The following is a 24,213-nucleotide window of genomic DNA, read 5'->3' as shown; positions in this document are numbered from 1 at the left end:
GTTACCCCCCTTAGACAATATCCGATGCTGTTAATTTTCGCTGCAGATAATCAGTCTTATTCCAAGCCAGACATTTAAAGGTGTTTCCTGAAGTCGTAGTTAAAATGGTCGTACTAGTATTAGCCAGACCACCATTAGCACGCAAGTCTACCAATGAATAGCCTAACAAGTGGCGAATTTCAGCACACAAGGCTGCCCCGTGGCTGACAATTAAAACATTTTCCTGCGGATGCGCGGCTACAATTTGCTGGATTGCTGGTGTCATTCGTTGAAATAGTTCAGGAAAACTTTCACCTGCAACTTTTTCGGCCTGATATTGATCAGCATGATGACGAAATGCAGTAAGTTCTTGCGGATATTTTTTAGCCACAGCACTAAATTTCATTCCTTCCATTTTTCCCAAGTCAAATTCCCGCAACGCAGCTACCGGTTGAACCTTTAATTGCTGTGGCAGCCCCTTGGCAATTGCCTTTGCCGTCAAACAAGCGCGTTTAATCGGACTGCTGTAAATTGCTGCAAAATGATACTTTTTCAAAAATGATACCAATTGATCAATTTCTTGATAACTGCTTGGCAGCAGTGGTGAGTCACCATGAGCTCCTTGATACCGCCCTTCTAAATTCCACTGTGTTTTGCCGTGCCGAATAAAAAATAGTTTCGTCACTTCAAAGTCCCTCTTCCTTCTCTAATCCTTAATTGCCTTAAAATGTTAATTTTCGGGTTCTCTCCAGTTTCCATTATCTAATAAAATGACCAGCCCTGACAAGTGGCTGGTCGTTTTTTTATTGTTTATTTTGCGATTTGTTTAAACGTATTGTAAAACCCGTTCTTTTTGATAAGCATGATCAATTGTAGCACTTCCAAGACACTCGTCGCCATCATAAAAAACAACTTCTTGTCCCGGAGTGACTGCGCGTGCTGGTTGGTCGAAAATCACCTGTACCTTTTGCAAATCTTCACTCAACTTGACCGTTACACCGCAGTCTTTTTGGCGATAACGAAACTTAGCCGTACAATGAAACTCGCGGCCGCGCTGATCAATTGGGGCAATAAAGCTGACTTGACTGCCATCCAGCATATCAGCATAAAGATGCTCATTATGATAACCTTGACCAACATATAGTGTATTAGTTGCCAAATCTTTGCCAATTACAAACCAAGGATCATTGCTAACACCGTTGCCACCGATTCCTAAGCCACGTCTTTGGCCAATGGTATAATTCATCAATCCATAATGTTTGCCTTTAACTTCACCCATTATCGTCTTCATTAAACCCGGCTTAGCTGGTAAAAATTCACTTAGAAATTTACTGAAGTTTCTTTCGCCAATAAAGCAAACACCGGTTGAATCCTTTTTATGAGCTGTCGCTAAACCAGCTTCTTCTGCTAATCGCCGAACTTCCGGTTTCTCAAGTTCACCAATTGGGAATAAAGCTTTTTGCAGCTGCTGCTGTGATAACTGGCTCAAGAAATAAGTTTGGTCCTTATTACCATCAGCTCCACGCAATAAATGCACTGTTCCATCCGAATCACGCTGCAAGCGAGCATAATGACCCATGGCAATATAATCAGCATCCAACTTCAGTGCATAATCCAAAAAAGCTTTGAATTTAATTTCCTTATTACACATTACATCAGGGTTTGGAGTCCGCCCATGACGATATTCATCTAAAAAGTAGGAAAAAACTCGATCCCAGTATTCCTTTTCAAAGTTGACCGAATAATATGGGATCCCGATCTTACTGGCAACTTTAGCTACATCTTCATAATCCTGTGTAGCTGTACAGACTCCGCTGTCATCAGTATCATCCCAATTCTTCATGAAAACTCCGACAACGTCATACCCCTGCTTTTTTAATAAATAGGCTACAACTGACGAATCGACGCCGCCACTCATTCCAACAATGACCCGCGTCTGATTTTTTGCTTTCATAACACTTTCACCATCACTTCATTTAGATTCTGAATCCACGATTGAAGGTCGCGTTATTTCAGTACGTTCAATTATAGCGGGCAACTGCGGCTTTGACAAGTCAAGCATTTTCGTTTTTATTTTAAACGAATAACATTTCTGTCCTGCAATTGATTTAAAGTGTACTCCAGTTGCTCCAGAAGTTTGGAATCACCCTTCTTAAAAAGATTGACTTCACGTAAACCGTTACCGCTTGTTGTTGTCAGCTTAAAAGTTTTTAAATCAGCACTAATAGCTACTTTAATTTTAAAACTATCATTGAAATCAGCATTTATATCCAATGGACGCTCCAAAATAAAACGACCGTTTTTAGATTCAGCAAAACCGATATCTCGTAAAGTGTATTTTTTAATTGCCGGATCTAATTCAAAAATACGCTGATCTCCTAGTAATTTTGCCTGCTTTGCATATGCCATCTCATCAACCTCATTTCAATTTTCGCGTAATTTTTGTTAGCACTTCAATCAAATAATTTATCTCCTCAGCAGTGTTCTGACTGCCAAAACTAAAGCGCAGCGATTCTTGTAGCCGTGGACTGTCAGAACCATACATCGCTGTCAAAACATGCGATGGTTCAACACTACCGGCTGTACAAGCGGAACCGGCTGAAGCCGCAATTCCTTCTAAATCCAAATTAGTTAAAAGTGGAACTGAAGGACAGCCTTTAAACCAAATGTTCAATACGTGTTGCAATTTATCAGGCGCCTGACCACCATTAACTGCAAATTCAACTCCATTTTGTTTCAAACCACTTACCAACTGCTCTTGTAATTTAGCATACTTAGCTTGCCGAGCTGCCTTAACTTTTGAATCCAACAAGGAAACAGCTTTGGCAAAGCCAGCAATTGCCGGTACGTTTTCCGTTCCAGCCCGCCGCTTTAATTCCTGATCGCCACCTTTGATTAAAGAAGGCATTTTAACCTGCTCCGATCGGTAAAGGAAGCCTAAAAATTTAGGTCCATTTAACTTATGCGCCGAAGTGGATAATAAATCAATATTGTCAGCTTGAACATCGATATCCAACAAACCATATGCCTGAACCGCATCAGTATGAAACCAAGCATTGGAAGCTGCAACAATCCGACCAATCTCATGGATTGGTTGATGACTGCCGACCTCATTATTTCCCATCATAATCGAAACTAAAGTCGTATCTGGCCGCAAAGCCTGTTTCAAATCGGTCAATGAGATCAATCCCCGCTGATCAACTGGCAAATAAGTTACTTCAAAACCGAGACTTTCCAAATACTTCATTGGTTTCAAAATTGCCTCGTGTTCAATTGCAGTGGTAATTAAATGCTTTCCAACATTTTGCCGTGCTAAAGCAGTTTCAATAACCGCTGTATTATCGCTTTCTGTACCACCGCTGGTAAATACGATCTGATCATCTTGCTTGGCATTAATCGACTGAGCAATCAAATGCCGACTATCATCCAAAACTTTCCGCGCCTGCCGACCAAAATAATGAATACTGGAAGCATTCCCGAAAACAGTACCCATTGTTTGTGTCATTGTCTCAATTACGGCTGGATTCATTGGCGTCGTTGCCGCATTATCTAAATATATATGTTCCACAATTAGTTCTCCTCATCCATTTGTTTAATCACGCCACTAAATCAAACCTCATGCGCCAAGAAGTTCAAAATCATAGTTGCTGAACGATGACCCGCTTCAATCACAAATTCATCAAAGGATTGACTAGCATGACCATCAGCTGTATCTGACATTGCTCTAACGACTGCAAAAGGCTTTTTGAACTGATAAGCTGTCTGACCTACCGCTGCGCCTTCCATTTCACAACTTAAAGCTGCCGGAAAATTCTTTTTAATTACCGCAATCGCATCGTTTCCAGCGACAAACTGATCACCTGAAACAATCAATCCTTCTTTTACAGTTAAAGTCGTCTGTTTAGCAGCTGCTGCCAGTTTCTGTGCCAAAATTTGATCAGCGGCAAAATTAACTGGTTGCTGTGGCAATTGACCAATTTGATAACCAAAAGCGGTTGCATCCACATCATGGTAAGCTACTTCACTGGCAATCACCACATCACCGACTTGCAGACCAGCACCAATTCCGCCAGCTGAACCAGAATTAATGACTGCATCAACTTGAAATTCGGCAAACAATAAGGCAGTTGTCATTCCAGCTTGAACCTTGCCGATTCCAGAACGAGTCAGCACAACTTTTTGTTGTTGATAATTGCCTTCATAAAAACTAATTCCACCAATTACTGTTTCATGATAATCAGTTAGATTTGCTCGCAAATCTTTAATTTCTTCTTCCATCGCACACAAAATACCATATTTCATTATTTTAAACTCCTTAAAAGTTAATAAAAATCATAAAACAATACACGACGATAATTGCTATCACTAAATAAAAAATTATCCAATTCAACCGTCGCGCCAATCGTTGATGCTTAGCAGCCTTTTTCTCCTGCAACGTCTGTTTTAAATGGGCAGTCCGGCTATAGTTCGGCTCAACATTCGGTTCTTCAAATGTATTTGACAGTTCGGGAGCTTGGGTTTCCTCCAAATGCCGACCGCCTCGCCGTCTAAAAAGCTTCGAAAGTTTCAATAAATCATCCTTTCGTTTGCGTCTTTAACAACTTCCAGTACCAGATTGCCATTAACGTCTTGCTATCGCAAATTTCACCGGCTGCAATTGCTTGATCAGTCTCTTCCATCGTCAATTCAACTAATTCTAAAAACTCGTCGTCATCTTGTGGTAACTGGTTTTTAACTGGTCGTAAATCATGGGCTACGTACAAATACATTTTTTCGTCAGCAAAACCAGGAGAAGTATAAAAAACGGCAATCTGCTCTAACTGCTTAGCGGCTAATCTTGTTTCTTCATTTAATTCCCGGCGTGCCGTAACTAATGGTTCTTCTGCAGCTTCAATTTTTCCGGCCGGAATTTCTAAGGTCGTCTTATTAATCGGCTGGCGCCATTGACGAACTAAAATAATCTTATCTTTAGCTGCGGTTAAACAAAGCAGTGCCACCGCACCATGATGACGAACGATTTCTCGTTGTGCAGTTTGGCCGTTAGGTAATTCAACTGTCTGTTCTTCTAAATTGATAATTCTGCCCTGATAAATTGATTTAGTTGTTAATAATTTTTCAGCGAATTTCATCTTTTTTCAACCCCCTGACAAAATTTTCATAAGCTGCCTGTTCACCGGTCTCCTGCCAAGTAGCTGCTTGAAAATCGCCTTGCAAAGCTGCATCCTGGGGAATTGTCACTTCAGCTACAAAAGTTGCATTTCCAATTAAAGATATCCAATATGAACTATCTTGACGCTGGTGTACAATTGTCTTAACCATTCCACCCGGGTTGCAAACTTCAAGCTGCTGCTCAAGTTCTTGCGGTTGGTAAAGCAAGACATACATCAAACTTGAAGCTGACATTGCTGTTCCGCAAGCATTAGTGTACCCGACTCCACGTTCATAAGTTCTAACAAAAATCTTATTTTTCGCCAAAATTTCTACAAAACTAACATTGACTCCATCTGGAAAATAAGGATTCTTGCCATCATTTAAATAACTAGCAATCTCACCTAATTTAGAACCAATTAATTGTTGATGATCGACAAAGGCAATCAAATGTGGATTAGGAACGGCAACTGCTGAGAACTTAAACCCCGGCGCCAATTCAGGAAGTTCTTGATTGATCAACTGTTCTTTTCCAGCAAAATGCATTTTTAAGTCTTTAGCAGCAAAACTAACCGGTGAGATTTCTGCCGCAAAAACTTTAACTTTGGGAGCAAAATCAGCTTCTTGTTTAACCAATAAATCAGCATACATCGTTTGTACTTTAAAAGCCGTTTGCTGATTTTTCAAACTCAAATAGCGAGCAACTGTCCGTATTCCATTACCGCACATGCTCGCTTCACTACCATCAGCGTTAATAACCCGCATGCGACCAAGCGCTGCTGATTCTTTAGTGCTGGGGGTAACTGACAAAACACCATCTGCTCCGCCATGCAATCCTGTTTTTCGATCACAAATCCGCTGAGCCAAAGTTTGCAGCTGGTTATCTGTCAATGGTTGTTTAAATTGTTTTTGATCTAAAATAAAGAAATCATTACCCGATCCATGAACCTTTAATAATTTCATTGTATTTCCTCCGAGTTTACCTTCATCTAATTTAAAAACTAAGATTCTGTTCATATAATATCATATTATACAACATTCGGTTAAAAACAAATTCCGATTAACAAATCCAAGTACTTATTCAATAATGATTTGCATAACTTGCCCTAATACTAATTACGATCAAGAACAGTAAAAAAAGACATGGACTAAATCATCCATATCTTTCAAAATAGAACTATTTATAATAACTAATCAGTTAGACCTTCTGCTAAAGCCTCAGGGAATTCTTCTTCCACCAATTTAGCACACCGACCACATAACTGCGGTAATTTAGGATCACTGCCAATATCAGTCTTGATCATTCGGCATCGTGGACAAACTTCACCAGTAGCATGTTCCACCAAAACAGCTCGATCACGATATTTAAGTGCTGTTTCAGGAGCAGCTGCCAAATCTTCAATATCCAAAGCTGAAACGATCAAATCTTGGCGCAAATTAGTCTTAAGCGCTGCTAAATGTTCACGTTCTTTGTCAGACAAATACAAAGTTACATGTGCTTCAAATGATTTACCAATTAATTTATCATTACGAGCTGTTTCCAAAGCCTTGAAGACATCGCTCCGAACTGCCATAAACTCTTCCCACAAAGCTAATTTTTTAGCCTCATCATTAAAATGGAAAACTTCCGGCATTTCTGCTAATTGGGCATAATCTTCAGGTTCTTTTAAGTACTTCCAGATTTCCTCAGTTGTATGCGGCAAAGCCGGTGTCAATAATTTAGTCAACCGAACTGCAACATCATAGAGAACTGTTTGCATAGAACGCCGCCGTTGACTGGTTTTACCCTCAATATATACAACATCTTTAGCAATATCAAGATAAAAGGCCGACAAATCACTTGTAATAAAATTCAATAATTTCTTATAAATATTCATGAAATCATATTGAGCATAACCATCAAGGATTTCTTTTGTAAATTGATTAATTTTAATTTCCATATATTGATCAAGTGAAGCCATTTTTTCAAACGGAACTTGATCAGTTTGCGGGTCAAAATCAGTTGTATTAGCCAGTAAAAACCGAATTGTGTTCCGAATTTTACGGTAAGCTTCCGAAATCTGATTAAAACTCTCCATTGAAACTCGGACATCAGCTGACGAATCAACACTTAAGACCCACAAACGAATAATTTCTGCTCCAAATTGTTTGATAACTTTTGCAGGAACAATGGTGTTGCCTAACGACTTGCTCATCTTACGGCCCTTACCATCTAACGTAAAGCCTTGGGATAAGACTTGTTTATATGGTGCATGACCAGAAACAGCGACACTTGTAATCAGACTTGAATTAAACCAGCCACGATACTGATCTGAACCTTCCAAATACATGTCGCAAGGATATGTTAAATAGTCGCGCAGAGCTAAAACACCTTGATGGGAAGAACCGGAATCAAACCAAACATCCATAATATCATTTTCCTTAGTGAACTTGCCATTAGGAGAATGTTCGCTGGTAAAACCGGCAGGTAAAAGTTCTTTAGCTTCCCGCTGGAACCAAATATTTGAACCATTTTTTTCAATCAGATCAGCTACATGATTAACTGTTTCTTTGGTAATAATAGCTTCGCCATCTTCACCATAAAAAATTGGTAGTGGAACACCCCAAACACGTTGGCGGGAAATGACCCAATCGCCACGATCGGCGATCATATTATGCAGCCGTTTTTGACCCCAATCTGGGAAAAATTTGACTTCATCAATTGCATCCAAAATTTCTGAACGAATCTTATCAACAGAAGCAAACCATTGCGGTGTTGCCCGAAAGATAATTGGTTTCTTTGTTCGCCAATCAAACGGATAGCTGTGTTCAATTGGCATATATTTCAATAAAAGTCCAGCTGCTTTTAATTTGTTTAAAGAAATCTCATTAGCATCATCATAAAAAACACCTGCAAAATCTTTACCAGTATCTGCTGTTAGATACCCTTTATCATCAACTGGAACATAAATATCCAAACCATATTGTTTGCCAACATTAAAGTCATCTTCACCAAAGCCAGGAGCGGTATGAACCAAACCAGTCCCAGCGTCCAGAGTTACAAAGTCCCCTAACATCGTTAATAATTTTCGTTCTGGATAAAAGGGATGGCGTGTAGTTACATACTCAAGTTCTTGACCCTTAAATGTTTTAACTACTTGATATTGTTGCCAGCCAAACAATTCAGCACATTTTTCAACTAAATCAGCAGCCAAAACAAATTTGCGTTCTTCGCCAGCTGGTTTAACTAAAGCATAATCAAAATCACGATCTACTGTAATTCCCTCAGAAGCTGGGATTGTCCAAGGAGTAGTTGTCCAAACAACCAAATAGGTATCTTCGTCAAGCAATCCTTTACCATCAATAACTTGTTCGCCATAAAAAGCTGATGGTGATGTAACATCATGATATTCAACTTCAGCTTCAGCTAGAGCCGATTCAGATGACCAAGACCAAAAGACCGGTTTTTTACCTTTGTAAATTAATCCACGTTCAGCCATTTTTCCGAAAACCCGAATTTCTTGCGCTTCAAATTTTGGATCTAAAGTCAAATATGGATTATCCCATTCACCAGCTACACCAAGACGTTTAAAATCAGTCCGTTGCTTATCAACTTGTTTTAAAGCATACTCCCGACACTTTTCACGAAACTCAGCTACTGACAAAGTTTTTCGATCAACACCAGCTTTTTTTAATTGCTGTTCAATTGGCAGGCCATGCGTATCCCAGCCCGGAACATAAGGACTGCGGAATCCCATCATTGACTTCGAACGAACAATAAAATCTTTAGAGATCTTATTTAGTGCATGACCCATATGAATATTGCCGTTTGCATATGGTGGCCCATCATGCAATACAAAAGTCGGCTTGCCTTCATTTAATTTTTGCCGCCGTTCATAAACCTGATTTTCTTCCCATTCATTTTGCCGTTCTACTTCGCGAACAGGCAAATTTCCACGCATCGGAAATTTTGTTTTGCCTAAATTCAACGTCTCTTTAACTCGCATTAGATCACCCTTTCTAAAAATAAAAAAAGAACCCGTCCGTAAAGGGACGAATTCTTCGTGGTACCACCCAAGTTCAAGAATACAATGCTGTACTCCTCTTAAACATTATTTAACGGTTATGAACCGGTAAAACCTACTTAAATTTCAGTTTTACATCATCATAGCAGCTGATAATCAACTTAGCGTTGGGTTCGACTTTCACCAAGACATCGACTCTCTTGACCGACTACCAAATTGACCTTGTTCTGCTTTAAAATACTTAATCTTTTGAAGAATCTTCAGAGAAATGCTGACCGTCATTTTCTTCATCTGGAAAGATAACGACCGCTTTTTTTGTTGGATCTTCTGATACTGACGCTGCAGCTTCATCATCAGTCGTTTCAACAGCTTCACTGTTTGAAACTGATTTTACTGCCTTAGCTGCCTGCTTGTCAAGGTCTTCATCACGACGAATTATTTCTTGAATAGCTTCGTAGTCGCTTGTATCGCCTTGACGCAAAATATCATCCCACTCACTGCCTTTAACAACCTCTAATTGCGATTCCAGCATTACCTGCAGTTTCTGACGGAAAATGCGTGCCTGTTTTTTAAGATCATCAGTCTCAAAAATTAATTTTTTAGCTTTTTGCGAAGCCTGTTCAATGATCTCATGCGCTTTTTCATGCGCTTCTGAAATTACATCTTCAGCCTGCTTTTGAGCCTCACGTTTAGTAATATCAGCCTCACGTTGTGAATTTGACTTCACACGATCGGCAGCTTCTTGGGCTACAATAATTGACTGATTAAGTGAATCTTTCAAATCATTAAAATACTTCAACTTTTCTTGATTTTGTTTTAAAGATTCAGTCAAACGACTATTATCTTTAAGTGTTATCTCATAATCTTTAATGATTTGGTCTAAAAAATCATTAACTTCATCTTGATCATAGCCACGCAATTTTACACGAAATTCTTTATTATGAATATCTAACGGGGTTAACGCCATATCCCCAACACCTCCAGCTTATGTATTATTTTCTTAAGACATCAACTTGCAAATGAATCCGACCACGTTTAGAAATACCGGTCGTTTCAATTATCTTAAACCTACCATAACCACGAATCGATAATATATCCTGTAACTTCAGCTGAATATCCGGCCGCATCAGTGGCATCCAGTTTAACTGAACTTTGTCAGCTGCCAGTAATTCCTTAGCTTTCTTGCGTGAAAAATGAAATACAGCCGCTAAAATTGCATCTAATCGCCAAGATAAAACTGAAATATCCAGCCGCTCCCAATCAATTTTTGGAGAAAGAACTTGATCCAATGAAACTGCTTCAAATTTGACTTTTGTCCGACCGATCCGTTCGATTTGATCAAGCAAATACACAGCGATATTTTGATCAACAATGACCTGCCACTGCTGTTCATCGGTTATAATATCGCCAATAACTGACCGTTGCAAGCCATTACCTAAGATCGTCCCTAAAATTTGACTATGTTTCAGCTGAGCGAATTTTAAAGGATAGTGGATTTGTAATAATGCTAATTCAAAGTCGCTTTTTTGCGGTACAAAATAGGCCGGATAAAAAATTCCGCGCTGTCGTTCAGCGTGCTCAGTTACTCCCCAGCAAGCAAATTTAACTGTACTATCACTTGGCAGCAAGGACTGAATAATAAAACGCTCCCGCGGATCTAAAAATCTGGTCAAAATCGGCCGATACTCATCGGCTGCTTGATTAATCAAATCAGAAAATTCAGCAATTAAAGGTGCTTCAGCTGAACGAAAATGTTGATAGACTGCTTCAGACTGCAAAATTTTGCCCTCTTAAAATTATACTCAAAAAATCATACTAACAACTAAATCTAAGCCATTTTGAATAAACTGCAAGGCAATTAAAGCCACGATCGGCGAAAAACTAATCCCGCCGATCGGTGGAATAAAACGTTCAAAAAAATCTAAATACGGTTGGCAAAAACGAGCTAAGATTTCCCCAAAACGGCTTTGTTGTGCATTTGGAAACCATGACATTAAAACATATACGACAATCGCTAAAGAATATAATTCAAATAAACGATTGATTATTGTTAAAACTAACAATTAGACACTCCTTAACTGAATTCATCATCATCAAATTTACCAGCCAAGCTACCTTCAACTGTAAATCCACGTGGTGTACACAAAAAGATTTGATCATCAATCCGCTGAATTTCTCCGCCGATAGCAAAGACGGTTCCTGTCAAAAAATCAACTACTCGTCGCGATTGTGATTCTTCCATTCTGCGAAAACTAACTACAGCTGCTTGACCATTAAGCAATTTACTAGCAATTGCTTTAACATCAGAATAAATGCGTGGCTCGAATAAAGCAATCTTTTTTTCGAAACCGTTACGATTCTTATCACTAAATGAAACTACTTTTTGATTGTGTGCGGCAAAATTATTTTCTGATTTTACAGCTTGTTGTTGTTCAACAGCCGCGGCTTCATCATATTCTACCTCATCAACACCAAAAAATCGGCTTAATTTATTTCCCAAAGTCATTGAAATCACCCCTTGCCTGGAAAAAAATATTATTTACGACGATGTCTGAAAAATGGTGGCTTATTCAGATCATCAGTTTCATTCTCATTTTCTTCTTGTGCAGTATCCATTTTGAAAACATCAAACTTTTTCTTTTCAATATTATCAAAATCAACTTGCCGTTCTTGTTTTTCATGTTTATTATCAGAAAATTCCCGCCGCAAGTCCCAATCACGCAACGGATCATTTTCACCGGCTTTAAATTGCTCATTTTCATGAGAACTGCTGCTTCCAACATTTTCTCGCTGTTCATTTCCAGCAGAACGAGCAGGATTGTAGTTAGCACGATGCTGAACTTTCTTTTCACGCTTTTTCTTATCAATCCCAGTAGCAATTACGGTAACAACAACTGTATCCTCTAATTCGTTATTAATTGAGGTTCCGAAAATGATATTAACATCACTGGTCGCTGCTTGAGCCACTACTTCAGAAGCATCTTGAGCTTCAAATAAACTCAAATCAGGTCCACCGGTGATATTCAGCAATACCTGCTCTGCTCCATCAATTGACACTTCCAGCAATGGTGAAGAAATCGCTTTTTTAGTTGCTTCAACTGTTCGGTTTTCGCCATTAGCTGAACCAATTCCCATCAAAGCAGAACCTTGATTTTCCATAACTGTCTTTACATCAGCAAAATCCAAATTGACATAGCCTGGTGACGTAATTAAATCAGAAATTCCTTGAACACCTTGACGCAAAACGTTATCTGCTTCCTTAAATGCATCCATGATCGGTGTCTTTTTATCAACGATCTCCAACAAGCGGTCATTAGCAATGATTACCAATGTATCAACATGTTCTTTCATCTGAGCAACGCCTTCTGCCGCAAATCGAGCCCGCTTAGGTCCTTCAAAACTGAATGGACGAGTTACCACCCCGACAGTCAATGCTCCTTGCTCCTTAGCAATTTTAGCAATAATTGGTGCTGCTCCGGTTCCTGTGCCGCCACCCATTCCAGCGGTAACAAAAATCATATCAGCTCCTTTAAGCGCTTCAGCGATTGCTTCTTCACTTTCCTGAGCTGCTTTATTACCGATCTCAGGATTTGAACCGGCACCTAGTCCGCGTGTTAGTTTTGGGCCCAACTGAATTTTTGTTTCAGCATTTGAGCCTTTCAAAGCCTGTACATCAGTATTAGCAACAATAAATTCAACACCTTTTACATCATCAGCAATCATCCGATTAACAGCATTGCCACCGGCCCCACCGACACCGATTACTTTAATATTTGCGCCTGTATTTTCATTTGCATCCAGCGAAAATTCCATGCCTTTTACCTCCATTTATCAATCAAAAAAAGTACTGAAAAATTTTTTTACACCGTCAAAGGTTCCTTTATGCTCAACTTTTTCTTTTTTCGGAACTGCCGTCTTATCAGGTTCTGAATCAGTTGCTGATAAACTCGTATAATCATTATTTTCAAGTTGAGCCGATGACAGTTCTATCTCAGGAAAAACAGCTTTTTTTACAACTCGCGCAATTTCACTTTGATGCGCACTATACTCAATCAAACCAATTACTTGGGTAAATGACGGATGTCTTAATCCCATTTGAGTTGGAACAAACAAACGAACATTCGTTTCAAATACTTCTTCCGCCAACTCTTTGACCCCCGGCAAAGCAGCCTGTCCGCCAGTAATGATTACCCCACCAGGCAGCTGCAAAGCAGAAATATCATCCAGCACCGTTTTAAGCCTTTCAAAAACCTGTGTTAACCGGGCCTCAATAATTTCAGCTAAATATTCACTTGTAAATTCAGCCGTTTCGGCCTGACCAACAACCTCGACATTAAACGTTTCATCTTTGGGTGCCAAAAAGCCAGCTGCGTAACCATAATTACGTTTGACCTTTTCAGCATTTTCCAACGAAGTGTTCAGTACAACTGAAATATCTTTAGTGACAAACTGACCACCTTCTTGATCAACGTATGTATATTTCAACTTGTGATCGTGAACGACAGCTGCTGTTGCCTGTCCGCCTCCCAGATCAATCAGTACTGAGCCAAAATCCTGTTCACCATCAGTCAACGCCAACCTTGATAAAGCCAAGGGAGCCACAACAATGTCCGTGACATGCAGCCCAGCTCTTTCAACACAGCGTAAGGTGTTATGCAAAATTGTCTTCGGTCCTGTATAGACAACACCTTTCATCTCTAAACGGACTCCAACCATTCCCCGTGGATCCTTAATACCATCAAATCCATCAACTGTAAATTCATCAGGAATAATATCAACAATTTGTCTTTCAGGGGGTAATTGCTGCGTCAAAGCGGCCTTAGTCACTCGCATTACGTCTTGCTCATCAATTTCTTTGGTACCACCGTTTTTGCGAATAGCAATCATTCCGCTGCAGGGTTCAATTTCAAGCAGGTTAGCTGGCAAGCTGACTTGAACATCTTTAATCTTCAAACTAGCTTTTTCCTCAGCTTGTGCAACCGCCCGATCAATTGCCTGTACTGCATGATCGATATCAATTACCACACCTCGGCTGAGACCATCGGAACGTTCACTTCCAACACCGATAATATTAAGCTGACCTTTCAAATATTCTGCAACTATCACTTTGATTGAAGTTGTCCCAATATCTAATCCGACATATATTCCAGATTTCCCCATCAATCGAGCCTCCTTCTCTCAAATTTTAATCAAAATTAAGTTTCGTAGATATTAATTATTATTCATTTGAATAGTTTAATTTTACCACACCCCATAGTAATATTACACGTTTCAGACTGCAGAAAAATTACAATTTATTAAAATTACTAATTCAACTGATAAGAAAATGCTCCTACCTGAATATCAATCATCACTTTACCTGATGTTTGAGCTTTAATCTCAGGATAATACTTCATTTTTCTAGCAAAAGTACTGGCTGTCGCCAAAACTTGATTACCATCATTCATATATAAATGTAGTTTTTGCCAATCGGCCTTAGTTGGGGTTGCATGGATCTCAGAAATAGCCCGAATGATTTTAGGCGACAACTGCTCCATTTGTTTTGCCATTTCCTTCAATAATTGCTGATTATTGAAATCAACATAAATTGGCGTATTTCCTTGAGGATATGAATGGGCCAAATGTGAGATTTTACCGTTAGGAGCCACTCGATAAAATTGATTGTTCTTAGCTACATATCCTAAATTTTGGTAAAATTTTAACTTCACTTTAACGTTCCTACCGGAAATAGCAAACTCTGCATGGCGAACTTCTGGTACCTTTTGCTGCAGTTGTTTGGTTATTTGTCGTCGCTCAAAAATGACCCCCAGTAAATATTGCCCCGGTTTCACCCCACTAAAATTAACCACTTGTTGTGCCAAAGGTGTTGAAGTACCAGAAACTTCAATTTTAGTTATTTTACTGAGCGGTGAAATAAAATATAGTGATAATAACAGCAAAAGCGTGAAACCTGACAAATTAAGCAACAAAGCCCGGCGTAATCTTTTATGCCGCAACGCAACTAATTCCGGTAACTTATTACCAATTCGTTTTTTCTGAAAAGGCTTAAAATGCCACCGCTCTTCTTGCTGTTTTCGTTCAAGTTGTGCTTTTTCCCAAGGTGTCAAGGGAGCAGACGTTCGTTCATTTGGGTCCTTTTCTTTTTTGTCCGACATTCCTTAACACCTCTTTCTTAGTTATTCAGAATTAGTTATTTAAAGAAAATAATTGCTTCAAAACTTGATCAGCTGCATCAGGTACACCAGCTTTTTTAGCATTTTGAGCCATTTGCAACCGTAATTTTTTATCTGCCATTAACTGGTCGATTTTTTTAGTCAGTACTGTTTCATTTAACTGATCTTCCTTAATCATTACTGCCGCTTTTATTTTTACTAAACTTTGGGCATTATGTGTTTGATGATCGTGTGTTACGTACGGACTGGGAATCAAAATTGAAGGAATTCCCAAGGCCGTAATTTCAGCTAAACTGGTTGCTCCGGCCCGACCAACGATACAACTGATTTCTGGTAAAATTAAAGGCATATTTTCAATATACGGTTTAACAACGACATTGGCCGGTAGCTCCTTAATCATCGTTTCAATTTTTTGATAATGGACACTGCCAGTCACAAATAAGACCTGATACGGTTTACCATCAAAGTTTTTTAAAGCCGCAACCGTCGCTTCATTAATTCGGCGTGCTCCACGCGAACCACCAAAAATCAAAACTGTTGGTATTTCTGATTTGAAACCAAAATTCTTTAAATACCCAGCTGATTTCATGTCTGCAACTTGCTGAGCCCGCGGATTTCCAGTGAAAACAACCTTTTTATCAGGAAATTCCTTAGCTGCTTCAGGAAAACAAATACCAATTCGATCTACAAAATGGCTCAAAAACTTATTAGTAACTCCAGCAATACTATTTTGTTCATGAATAAAGGTCGGAATATGCATTCGTGCAGCAGCATAAACAACTGCTCCACAAACATAACCGCCCGTTCCAACAACAACATCAGGTTTAAATTCACGAATAATTTTTTTAGCTGTTCCAACACTTTTCAAAAAAAGATAAACCGTCTTTAAATTTTCAAATGACAGTGATCGCTTGAATCCTTGAATTTTGACTGTTTTAAAATCAATCCCGGCTGCTGGCACAATCTTATTTTCTAATCCGCGATGGGTACCGACATATAAGACAGCTGCTTGCGGATCAGTTTTCTTTAGTTGATCGATCAAAGCCAAAGCCGGATAAATATGACCACCAGTGCCGCCGCCTGATATCAGTAAACGCATAACTTAATTTTCCTCCTGTTCAGTTGCTAAATTTTCAACTGCTTTAATAAAACGATCACCGCGAACTTCGAAAGTTGGATACTGATCCCAACTGGCACAAGCCGGCGACAACAGCACAACATCTCCCGGCTGGCTCAACTTATATGCCAACGGAACAGCGCTAACTACATCCTGCGTAAAATCAATCTGCTTAACGCCCGCAGCTTTACCAGCCGCAGCCATTAATTTGGCTGTTTCACCAAAACAGATCATAGCTCGCACATGTTTAAAATAAGGTATCAAACGTTCAAAAGTAAAACCTCGATCTAGGCCACCGGCTAATAAAACTGTTGGCTGCGTAAAACTACTTAATGCCCGTTCGCAGGCTTCCATGTTCGTTGCTTTAGAATCATTATAGAATTTTCGTTGTTTAACTGTCATAACATATTGAATTCGATGCTTAACGCCACTAAAAGTTCGTAATACTTGGCAAATCGCCTGATTCGATTGTCCCATAAGTTTAGCAGCCGCAATAGCAGCTAGAGCATTTTCGATATTATGGCCACCAGGAATTTTAATATCAGCAGCTTTAATAATCTTCTCACCTTTAAAATACAGATATTCACCTTGCTGATAGGCACCAGTTGGAACAACCTGTTTGCGCGAAAACGGAATAATTTGAGCTGCTGACTTTTCGCTTAATTTTCGCCACTCTTCAGCATCCCAATTGATTATTAAATAATCCTCAGCTGTCTGATTTTTAGTGATCCGCAATTTAGCTTTAACATAATTTGCTCTTGAACCATGGTAATCAGTATGTGCTTCATAAATATTAGTGATCACGGCAATATGTGGCCGCAGTTTGGTAATTCCCAGTAACTGAAAGCTTGATAATTCCGTAACCATCACATCTTTAGCAGTTGCTTTTTGTGCTACTTGACTGGCAGGAATTCCAATATTACCAGCTGCATAAGCTCGGCCAGCTGTTCTTTCCTGATCCAGCATCAAGGTAATCAAAGTCGTCGTCGTTGTCTTTCCGTTTGTTCCAGTAACTGCCACTAACTGTGCTTCTAAAATCTCGTAAGCCAATTCAGGTTCAGTTATAATCGGCAAACCAGCAGCTTGAGCAGCTTTCACTAATGGATTAGTATACGGAATCCCAGGATTTTTAACCATTAATTCATTTTGTTCAGCCAATTCTAATGGGTGACTGCCAGTGATCACTTTAATTCCCTTTGCCTGCAAATTCTTGATGATCGTTGGATCTTTTGGTGTTTTTAAATCATTTATTGTTACCTTGGCACCTAATCTAACTAAAAGCTCGGCAGCATTTATGCCACTTTTCCCTAAACCTAATACAAGAACTTTTTTCCCTTGATAACTTTTTATTGCCTTCATCCGAATACTTCCTTTAAGTTAAAAGATTGTTAATAAAGCGCTGACTCCTGTAATGATACCTACAAACCAAAATGTCAAATCAATCCGCCATTCACTCCAACCGCAAAGTTCAAAATGATGATGAATCGGACTCATTTTAAAAATCCGTTTGCCAGTCAATTTGAAAGAAGCGACTTGCAAAATAACACTGGCGGTTTCGATAACAAAAATCAAACCAATCCACAACAACGAAATTTCATGATTAACTAACATTGAAACAGCAGCTAAGGCCCCACCTAAAGCTAAAGAACCCATGTCACCCATAAAAATTTTAGCCGGTTTATGATTGAAAAGCAAAAAACCTAATAAGGAACCAATAATCGTTAAACAAAATAGCAAAACATCATATTGCTGCTGTTTAGCAGCAATAACTGCATAAACCGCAAAAGCAATCGTTGCCTGACCTCCGACTAAACCATCAATACCATCAGTCAAATTAACAGCATTGGAAAAACCAACTAACCAAAAAATTGCAAACAAGATAAAAAACATTCCAATTGAAATTTCATGACCAAATAAGTGTAAAGCCAGCGGTAATTTTTCCTGATAATAAACAATCATAAAAACAACCGCCCCGACAATTTGTCCTAATAATTTTTGCCAAGCTTTTAGACCCTCATTTTGTTTTTTCCAAAGTTTAATTGAGTCATCCCAAAAACCTAAACCACCATAAAGCACTAGAATAAAGATTAATACCAACAATTTAGCAGTTAATTGCTGCCAAATTATTGCAGCAACTAAACTGACAATTAAAATCACCGTATTAAAAATCAAGCCACCCATCGTTGGTGTTCCAGATTTTTTCTGGTGCCAACTTGGTCCTTCTTCTCGAATCATCTGCCCTTGTTTTTTTCGATGAGCATAATTAATAAACTGCGGTAAAAACAAAACCGTCAGTCCAAAACTCAAAACTAGTGAAATAATTACTTCTGCAAAAGTCATTTGTCAGCTTGCTCCTTTAATTTTAATGCTTTAGTAGCTTCCTCTACATCATCAAAATGACGCTTTTCTTTACCAATTATTTGGTAATCTTCATGCCCTTTCCCAGCGATTAAAACTACATCACCCGGTTGAGCTTGTTTGATCGCATAGTTAATTGCTGCTCGGCGTTTAACAAAAACCGGTACTTCAGATTTTCCCGGTACCCCTGTCAACATTGCAGCGATTATTTTCTCAGGATCTTCAGTCCGTGGATTATCAGAAGTGAAGATAGCTAAGTCACTGTACTTAACCGCAATTTCTCCCATTTTGGGCCGTTTTCCATGGTCACGATCGCCACCACAACCAATTACGCACAAAACGCGTTTTTGTGCCACTTCATCTAGAGTTTTTAAAGCTTGAAACAAGCCATCTGGCGTATGCGAATAATCTACAACCACACTGACGCCAGTGGTTGATGTTATTAATTGCATACGACCTTTAACTCCCGAAAATTCACTAAGTGCGGTAATAATCCGTTCTGATTTCACTCCGGCAGCATATGCGGCAGCAAACGCCGCTAAAATATTATAAACATTAAAGCGACCGATCATTTTAACGCGAATCGGCCAAACTTGATCAAAAACATGCAGCTTAAAATCAGTTCCTTGACTATGAATCTTGATATCGGTCGCCCGAATCATTGCTGGTTGTTCAATTCCATAAGTTAGTATATGAGCCGCTGTGTCTTGCTGAAATTGTCTGCCTACAGGATCATCAATATTTAAAACTGCGACCTTATCATCTCCATTGCCGGTATAGCAATTACCCAACTGTGAAAATAACAAGCTTTTAGCATGTTCATAATTCGCCATTGTTTTATGGTAGTCAAGATGATCACGTGTCAAATTTGTAAATACGGCAATATCAAAATCAACACCCCAAACTCGACCTTGAATCAAAGCAATTGAAGAAACTTCCATCGCAACCGTTGAAACATGCCGCTCAACCATTTTATTCAGTGCCCGCTGTAACGTAATAATATCGGGAGTCGTATTTTTCGTTGGAAAAATTTCACTACCGATTTTTCGATACATCGTTCCTATTAATCCCGTTTCTTCACCTTGAGCTCGGAAAATCGCTTCGATCAAATGCGTAACCGTCGTCTTGCCATTAGTTCCAGTGACACCGATGACCCGCAAAGCCTGACTGGCATTACCGTAGAAATGGCTGCTTAAAATTGCCATTGCACGTTTAGAATTTTCAACATAGACTACTGGAACCCCATCAATAGCAACTCTTTCTTGAGCAATAATCATTTTTGCTCCCGCTTGAATTGCTTCTTTGACAAAACGGTGTCCATCGAATTGGGCACCTTTAACTGCTACAAAAATACTATTTTCGATAACTTCCTTAGTATTTTGTGTTAACAAGCTTACCGTAAAATCTTCATATTCTGCCGGTAAAACCTTTTTAAATCTTAAACATTTGATTAATTTACTTGCTTGCATTTTTTTCACCACATTTTTATTTCAATTGTACTACAATATTTTTTTGATTTGTCAATGGTTGATTAGCTGCTATACTTTGACTTTTGACGTAACCTGAACCTTGAAAATTGACATTGATATTTAACATTTTTGCTAAAACAGTAACATTGCTGCGCGACCAGCCAGTCAGATCTGGCATTAATCTTTCACCATCAGTCAACAATATAATCCGTTCACCAGTCAGTGACGTTTGACCACCGGAAACAGATTGAGCCGTAATTTTCTTACCAGTACCAACAACGGTAACCAACAACCCTGCATTGCTTAAAGTCTTTTTGGCATTTGTCACTGATTGTCCAACCACATTTGGTAATTTCACTTGTGTTTTTTGCTGATTAGTTGTTTCCTGATCTTCATCTAAAACCCGCTTCATCAGTGGATTAAAGACCGATGCTAACATTTGACCAGAAGTTTGGCCGGCAAATGTTGCCGGCTGTTTCATCGTAACATATAAAATATATTTAGGATTATTTGCTGGTGCCATACCGACAACTGAAAATAAGTAATTAGTTGCCCCCGTCAAATACCCGGTACCTTTATCATTGCTGATTTGAGCTGTTCCGGTTTTAACACCGATTGGATATCCATCAATTTTGAAAGCCGCCCCGGTTCCATTTGGATTATTAACTACATCTTGCATCATGCTCAAGACCTGACTGGCAGTTTGACTGCGAATTGGCTTACCAACAACTTTTGTTCCTGCTTGATAAACAGTTTTGTCATTGTTAGGATCAACTACTCGTTTAATTAAATACGGCTTTACCATTTTACCATGATTAGCGATAGCTGAAAATCCCTGCATCATTTGCAGGGCTGTTACATCAATCGCTTGCCCAAAAGCTGTATTAGCCTGTTCAATTGGATACCCGAACTCAATATTACCCTTAGCTTCGTTGGGAAGGCCTAACCCAGTCTTTTTTAAAAAACCAAATTTCTTGATATATTTTAACCAAGTTTTTGCTCCCATCTGTTGTTCCAGATGAGCCATCCCCACATTTGATGAGCGAATAAAGGCATCCCGATAGCTGATATACCCCCAACCATTTGGATCCCAATCGTTAACTTTTTTGCCGTCAATTTCATAAGATCCAGATTTAAAGGTCGCATTCTGATTATAAATACCACTGTCAATTGCTGCTGACATCGTAAAGACCTTCATTGTTGATCCGGGCTCATAGCTATCTTGAACTAAGATATTCCGCCAAATTTGATTAATTCCCTGTTTAGTTTGAGCATTAAAAGTCGGTCGTTGAGTAGCAGCCAAAATTTCACCAGTATCAGCTTTCATTAAAATTGCCGTCATTTCTTGTGGACGATAGGTCGACTGTGCCTGCGACATTAAAGTTTCCAAGTAAGTTTGCAGCTGAGTATTAAGCGTTGTATACAAATTATCGCCATTTTTTACTGCACGCGACTTGACTTTACTACCAGGAACCGGCGTACCACGAGTGTCTTTTTCAAAACTGCGAACACCATTATGTCCGGTAAGCTGCTTGTTAAAAGCTTTTTCGATTCCTGAAACTCCCGTTAATTGTCCTGCTTGGTTTTCTGCCACACCAATTATATGGGAGGCAAAAATTCCGTTAGGATATAATCGTGCTGGCGTTGAAGTGAAATTGACTCCAGTAATATTAGCTGCTGCAATTTTTTGTTTGGTTTCAAACGAGAGATTGCTGCCGGCACTTCCCAGTTCAACCTGATAAAGATCCTGATCACTGGGATTCAAATCTTTAAGTACCGTTTGATAACTGATTCCCAAATACTTGCTCAATACCCGAGCTGCTTTGGGCTTGTCTTTTTGTGCCAGATACTCTCTTTTACCAAAAATTGTAGCTTTTTTTGATAGTACAATATAAATATTATAGGTTGATGAATCTTCGGCAATTGGTTGATTGTCGTTATCATAAATAGTTCCTCTTTGGGCCTTGATCTCTGTCTTGCCGGCATACAATTGACTGACTTTTTGTGGAAGATTGACTTTATCAACTGTCTTAAAAATTCCAATATAAAAAAAGCGGCCAATGAAAACGGCAAAGATTACTGCCACCATTAAGAAAATTCCGATACCATAAAACTTTCGATTGGTTTGTCGTTTCAGCTGCTTTTTTTTATTATTCATTTGGTAACATTCCTTATGCTGCTATTATTCATCATCAATCCATCTTTTTCAGCAATTTTCAGCAAACGATCGCGACTTGATAATGAATTTATTTCTTGTTTTGTATTTACATTGCGATTCTGAATCGTAGTGATTCGCTGATTGACTTGTTGCAAACCGAACTGAGCTTTTGTCAAGCCAATTTGGCTGGAAATAACAGCAATTGTTAAAGCGACTAGAATAACCGCTCCAGCAACTATACTGCCGATCTCAAGTCTAGAAAACGGTACTCGATGTCGGCTGGGATTAGGCTGCAGTGTTGTTTTATGTATTGGGGCCGCTTTCTTAGGAACAATTTCTTGCCTTTGGGTAGCGGTGCTTTCTGTCATACAAATCACATCCTCTAAAAAATTTAATTATGATAATTATTTGTTTTTTCGTTCAATAATTCTTAAACGGGCCGAATGCGCTCGATGATTTTGTTCGAGCTCTATTTGATTAGGCACAATCGGTTTATGTGTAATTAAGCGATAATCCGGCTGCATATCTGCCGGAATAACTGGCAATCCCGCTGGTAAATCATCAGGTAGGGAACTTTTCTCCTTAAACATTGCTTTTACTAAACGATCTTCCAGCGACTGAAATGTAATTACACAAATCCGACCATTTGGCGCAAGCAATTCTAATGCTTGACTCAGCGAATCCTCTAATGCACCCAACTCATCATTCACAGCTATTCTAATTGCCTGAAAAACACGTTTGGCAGGATGTCCACCCGTTCGTCGAGCGCGTGCTGGAATCCCCGCTTTAATTAGTTCAACCAACTGGGTCGTAGTTTCAATAGGAGCAACAGCGCGTGCTTTTTCAATGTGACGTGCGATCGACTTTGCATATTTTTCCTCACCGTACCTCCAAAAAATCTTTATCAATTTTTCGTAAGGCCACTCGTTAACGATAATTCTAGCCGTTAATTGCTGTGACTGATCCATACGCATATCCAACGGTGCATCGAAACGATAGCTGAAACCACGTTGTGCATCATCAAATTGTGGCGAAGAAACACCTAAATCATAAAGGATTCCATCTACTTGCGAAATTTTCAAAACCGCTAATTGCTGCTTTATTTCACGAAAGTTTGCTGGAATCAGCGTAACGGGCAAATTTTCAAATCGTTGCTGATTAAACTCAATTGCCGTTTCATCTTGATCAAAAGCATACAAATGCCCCTCGGCGCTCAATTGCTGAGCAATTAAATTACTATGACCGCCTCCACCCAATGTACAGTCGACATACTCTCCATTTGGACGAACCTGCAGACCAGCAACTGCTTCATGCAATAAAACTGTCTGATGAACAAATTCTTTGGTCAAAATTACTTCTCCACCTTTACTTATACTTACAGATCAAAATCAATCATATTTTCAGCAATTTCATCAAAATTTTCTTCAGCTTTTTCGCTGAACTCCTGCCAACGATCCTCTGACCAAATCTCAAATCGATTAGAAACACCAACAACTACACACTTTTTAGTTAATTCAGCATGCTGCCTTAATGATTTTGGAACCACAATGCGACCTTGACGATCAAATTCACATTCAGTAGCCGCTGAATAAAAAAAACGAACAAAAGCTCGTGCATCACGCTTAGTTAAAGGAAGCTGCTGAAGTTTTTTTTCAAGCAACTGCCATTCATTGGCCGGGTAGCCAAATAAACAGCCGTCCATTCCCCGCGTTAAGACAAACTGCTTGGCTAGCTGCTCACGAAATTTCGCTGGAATGATCAGTCGCCCTTTACTATCAATCGTATGGTGATATTCGCCCATTAACAA

General features: G+C 39.2%; 24 protein-coding genes and 1 other annotated feature. All 24 genes read right to left on the bottom strand.

Annotation, left to right across the window (positions count from 1 at the left end; genetic code table 11):
* Positions 1 to 10: 10 nt before the first annotated feature.
* The 24 genes from FC89_RS02230 to mraZ all read right to left on the bottom strand — a co-directional run bounded on the left by FC89_RS02230 (position 11) and on the right by mraZ (position 24,213).
* Positions 11 to 664, bottom strand: a complete 654-nt coding sequence (locus tag FC89_RS02230; RefSeq protein WP_057870926.1) for a histidine phosphatase family protein — start codon at positions 662 to 664, stop codon at positions 11 to 13.
* A 141-nt stretch (positions 665 to 805) separates the two neighbouring features.
* Complete coding sequence (gene mnmA, locus FC89_RS02225) at positions 806 to 1,933, bottom strand: tRNA 2-thiouridine(34) synthase MnmA (protein WP_057870925.1); 1,128 nt, start codon at positions 1,931 to 1,933, stop codon at positions 806 to 808.
* Positions 1,934 to 2,049: 116 nt separating this feature from the next.
* Entirely contained in the window at positions 2,050 to 2,388 is a 339-nt protein-coding gene (locus FC89_RS02220; protein ID WP_057870924.1) for a cysteine desulfurase, read from the bottom strand.
* 10 nt (positions 2,389 to 2,398) lie between these two features.
* Entirely contained in the window at positions 2,399 to 3,547 is a 1,149-nt protein-coding gene (locus tag FC89_RS02215) for a cysteine desulfurase family protein (protein ID WP_057870923.1), read from the bottom strand.
* 41 nt (positions 3,548 to 3,588) lie between these two features.
* Complete coding sequence (locus tag FC89_RS02210; RefSeq protein WP_057870922.1) at positions 3,589 to 4,281, bottom strand: 5'-methylthioadenosine/adenosylhomocysteine nucleosidase; 693 nt, start codon at positions 4,279 to 4,281, stop codon at positions 3,589 to 3,591.
* 13 nt (positions 4,282 to 4,294) lie between these two features.
* On the bottom strand, positions 4,295 to 4,549 hold the full coding sequence (locus tag FC89_RS02205; RefSeq protein ID WP_057870921.1) for a hypothetical protein: 255 nt from the start codon (positions 4,547 to 4,549) through the stop codon (positions 4,295 to 4,297).
* A gap of 4 nt (positions 4,550 to 4,553) precedes the next feature.
* Positions 4,554 to 5,108 carry an NUDIX hydrolase gene (locus FC89_RS02200; RefSeq protein WP_057870920.1) on the bottom strand — a complete coding sequence of 185 codons (555 nt, stop codon included), beginning with the start codon at positions 5,106 to 5,108 and terminating at the stop codon, positions 4,554 to 4,556.
* Positions 5,095 to 6,090, bottom strand: a complete 996-nt coding sequence (gene dapF / locus FC89_RS02195) for a diaminopimelate epimerase (protein WP_057870919.1) — start codon at positions 6,088 to 6,090, stop codon at positions 5,095 to 5,097. The genes FC89_RS02200 and dapF overlap by 14 nt, the downstream gene beginning before the upstream one ends.
* A 227-nt stretch (positions 6,091 to 6,317) precedes the next feature.
* Positions 6,318 to 9,113 carry an isoleucine--tRNA ligase gene (ileS, locus tag FC89_RS02190; protein WP_057870918.1) on the bottom strand — a complete coding sequence of 932 codons (2,796 nt, stop codon included), beginning with the start codon at positions 9,111 to 9,113 and terminating at the stop codon, positions 6,318 to 6,320.
* Positions 9,114 to 9,152: 39 nt separating this feature from the next.
* Positions 9,153 to 9,376: a binding site (T-box leader), on the bottom strand.
* A complete protein-coding gene (locus FC89_RS02185; protein ID WP_057870917.1) occupies positions 9,373 to 10,098 on the bottom strand; it encodes a DivIVA domain-containing protein in 726 nt (241 codons plus the stop codon). It overlaps the preceding feature by 4 nt.
* Before the next feature lie 25 nt (positions 10,099 to 10,123).
* Positions 10,124 to 10,909, bottom strand: coding sequence for a YlmH family RNA-binding protein (locus FC89_RS02180; protein WP_057870916.1), 786 nt, complete (start codon positions 10,907 to 10,909; stop codon positions 10,124 to 10,126).
* A 24-nt stretch (positions 10,910 to 10,933) separates the two neighbouring features.
* Positions 10,934 to 11,194, bottom strand: coding sequence for a YggT family protein (locus tag FC89_RS02175; RefSeq protein WP_057870915.1), 261 nt, complete (start codon positions 11,192 to 11,194; stop codon positions 10,934 to 10,936).
* Positions 11,195 to 11,205: 11 nt separating this feature from the next.
* A complete protein-coding gene (locus tag FC89_RS02170; RefSeq protein ID WP_057870914.1) occupies positions 11,206 to 11,637 on the bottom strand; it encodes a cell division protein SepF in 432 nt (143 codons plus the stop codon).
* A 29-nt stretch (positions 11,638 to 11,666) separates the two neighbouring features.
* Positions 11,667 to 12,944, bottom strand: a complete 1,278-nt coding sequence (gene ftsZ / locus FC89_RS02165) for a cell division protein FtsZ (protein WP_057870913.1) — start codon at positions 12,942 to 12,944, stop codon at positions 11,667 to 11,669.
* An 18-nt stretch (positions 12,945 to 12,962) separates the two neighbouring features.
* The gene (gene ftsA / locus FC89_RS02160; RefSeq protein ID WP_057870912.1) at positions 12,963 to 14,291 is read right to left on the bottom strand and encodes a cell division protein FtsA; all 1,329 of its coding nucleotides are present in this window, start codon (positions 14,289 to 14,291) and stop codon (positions 12,963 to 12,965) included.
* Positions 14,292 to 14,437: 146 nt separating this feature from the next.
* Positions 14,438 to 15,286, bottom strand: a complete 849-nt coding sequence (locus tag FC89_RS02155; RefSeq protein ID WP_057870911.1) for a cell division protein FtsQ/DivIB — start codon at positions 15,284 to 15,286, stop codon at positions 14,438 to 14,440.
* 31 nt (positions 15,287 to 15,317) lie between these two features.
* Positions 15,318 to 16,403 carry an undecaprenyldiphospho-muramoylpentapeptide beta-N-acetylglucosaminyltransferase gene (gene murG / locus FC89_RS02150; protein ID WP_057870910.1) on the bottom strand — a complete coding sequence of 362 codons (1,086 nt, stop codon included), beginning with the start codon at positions 16,401 to 16,403 and terminating at the stop codon, positions 15,318 to 15,320.
* Positions 16,404 to 16,406: 3 nt separating this feature from the next.
* A complete protein-coding gene (gene murD / locus FC89_RS02145) occupies positions 16,407 to 17,780 on the bottom strand; it encodes a UDP-N-acetylmuramoyl-L-alanine--D-glutamate ligase (protein WP_057870909.1) in 1,374 nt (457 codons plus the stop codon).
* Between the two features lie 18 nt (positions 17,781 to 17,798).
* Positions 17,799 to 18,761: a phospho-N-acetylmuramoyl-pentapeptide-transferase gene (gene mraY, locus FC89_RS02140; protein WP_057870908.1), complete on the bottom strand. Its 963-nt coding sequence runs from the start codon at positions 18,759 to 18,761 to the stop codon at positions 17,799 to 17,801.
* Positions 18,758 to 20,248: a UDP-N-acetylmuramoyl-L-alanyl-D-glutamate--2,6-diaminopimelate ligase gene (locus tag FC89_RS02135; RefSeq protein WP_057870907.1), complete on the bottom strand. Its 1,491-nt coding sequence runs from the start codon at positions 20,246 to 20,248 to the stop codon at positions 18,758 to 18,760. The genes mraY and FC89_RS02135 overlap by 4 nt, the downstream gene beginning before the upstream one ends.
* A gap of 16 nt (positions 20,249 to 20,264) precedes the next feature.
* On the bottom strand, positions 20,265 to 22,406 hold the full coding sequence (locus FC89_RS02130) for a penicillin-binding transpeptidase domain-containing protein (protein ID WP_057870906.1): 2,142 nt from the start codon (positions 22,404 to 22,406) through the stop codon (positions 20,265 to 20,267).
* A complete protein-coding gene (gene ftsL, locus FC89_RS02125) occupies positions 22,403 to 22,774 on the bottom strand; it encodes a cell division protein FtsL (protein ID WP_057870905.1) in 372 nt (123 codons plus the stop codon). Before ftsL ends, FC89_RS02130 begins: the two co-directional genes overlap by 4 nt.
* Before the next feature lie 36 nt (positions 22,775 to 22,810).
* Positions 22,811 to 23,755 carry a 16S rRNA (cytosine(1402)-N(4))-methyltransferase RsmH gene (rsmH, locus tag FC89_RS02120; protein ID WP_057870904.1) on the bottom strand — a complete coding sequence of 315 codons (945 nt, stop codon included), beginning with the start codon at positions 23,753 to 23,755 and terminating at the stop codon, positions 22,811 to 22,813.
* A 26-nt stretch (positions 23,756 to 23,781) separates the two neighbouring features.
* Complete coding sequence (mraZ, locus tag FC89_RS02115) at positions 23,782 to 24,213, bottom strand: division/cell wall cluster transcriptional repressor MraZ (protein ID WP_057870903.1); 432 nt, start codon at positions 24,211 to 24,213, stop codon at positions 23,782 to 23,784.

This window comes from Liquorilactobacillus ghanensis DSM 18630, assembly GCF_001435235.1.
GTDB classification, from domain to species: Bacteria; Bacillota; Bacilli; order Lactobacillales; family Lactobacillaceae; genus Liquorilactobacillus; species Liquorilactobacillus ghanensis.
Note: the sequence above shows the minus strand (reverse complement) of the source record. Positions and strands in the feature narration are given on the sequence as shown.

Excerpts from the sequence above, each read along its gene's own strand:
- mnmA (WP_057870925.1), bottom strand. The coding sequence starts at position 1,933 with ATGAAAGCAAAAAATCAGACGCGGGTCATTGTTGGAATGAGTGGCGGC.
- murG (WP_057870910.1), bottom strand. The coding sequence starts at position 16,403 with ATGCGTTTACTGATATCAGGCGGCGGCACTGGTGGTCATATTTATCCG.
- murD (WP_057870909.1), bottom strand. The coding sequence starts at position 17,780 with ATGAAGGCAATAAAAAGTTATCAAGGGAAAAAAGTTCTTGTATTAGGT.
- FC89_RS02155 (WP_057870911.1), bottom strand. The coding sequence starts at position 15,286 with ATGTCGGACAAAAAAGAAAAGGACCCAAATGAACGAACGTCTGCTCCC.
- mraY (WP_057870908.1), bottom strand. The coding sequence starts at position 18,761 with ATGACTTTTGCAGAAGTAATTATTTCACTAGTTTTGAGTTTTGGACTG.
- FC89_RS02210 (WP_057870922.1), bottom strand. The coding sequence starts at position 4,281 with ATGAAATATGGTATTTTGTGTGCGATGGAAGAAGAAATTAAAGATTTG.
- ileS (WP_057870918.1), bottom strand. The coding sequence starts at position 9,113 with ATGCGAGTTAAAGAGACGTTGAATTTAGGCAAAACAAAATTTCCGATG.
- FC89_RS02185 (WP_057870917.1), bottom strand. The coding sequence starts at position 10,098 with ATGGCGTTAACCCCGTTAGATATTCATAATAAAGAATTTCGTGTAAAA.
- FC89_RS02130 (WP_057870906.1), bottom strand. The coding sequence starts at position 22,406 with ATGAATAATAAAAAAAAGCAGCTGAAACGACAAACCAATCGAAAGTTT.
- ftsA (WP_057870912.1), bottom strand. The coding sequence starts at position 14,291 with ATGGGGAAATCTGGAATATATGTCGGATTAGATATTGGGACAACTTCA.
- dapF (WP_057870919.1), bottom strand. The coding sequence starts at position 6,090 with ATGAAATTATTAAAGGTTCATGGATCGGGTAATGATTTCTTTATTTTA.
- ftsL (WP_057870905.1), bottom strand. The coding sequence starts at position 22,774 with ATGACAGAAAGCACCGCTACCCAAAGGCAAGAAATTGTTCCTAAGAAA.
- ftsZ (WP_057870913.1), bottom strand. The coding sequence starts at position 12,944 with ATGGAATTTTCGCTGGATGCAAATGAAAATACAGGCGCAAATATTAAA.
- FC89_RS02135 (WP_057870907.1), bottom strand. The coding sequence starts at position 20,248 with ATGCAAGCAAGTAAATTAATCAAATGTTTAAGATTTAAAAAGGTTTTA.
- FC89_RS02220 (WP_057870924.1), bottom strand. The coding sequence starts at position 2,388 with ATGGCATATGCAAAGCAGGCAAAATTACTAGGAGATCAGCGTATTTTT.
- FC89_RS02200 (WP_057870920.1), bottom strand. The coding sequence starts at position 5,108 with ATGAAATTCGCTGAAAAATTATTAACAACTAAATCAATTTATCAGGGC.
- FC89_RS02170 (WP_057870914.1), bottom strand. The coding sequence starts at position 11,637 with ATGACTTTGGGAAATAAATTAAGCCGATTTTTTGGTGTTGATGAGGTA.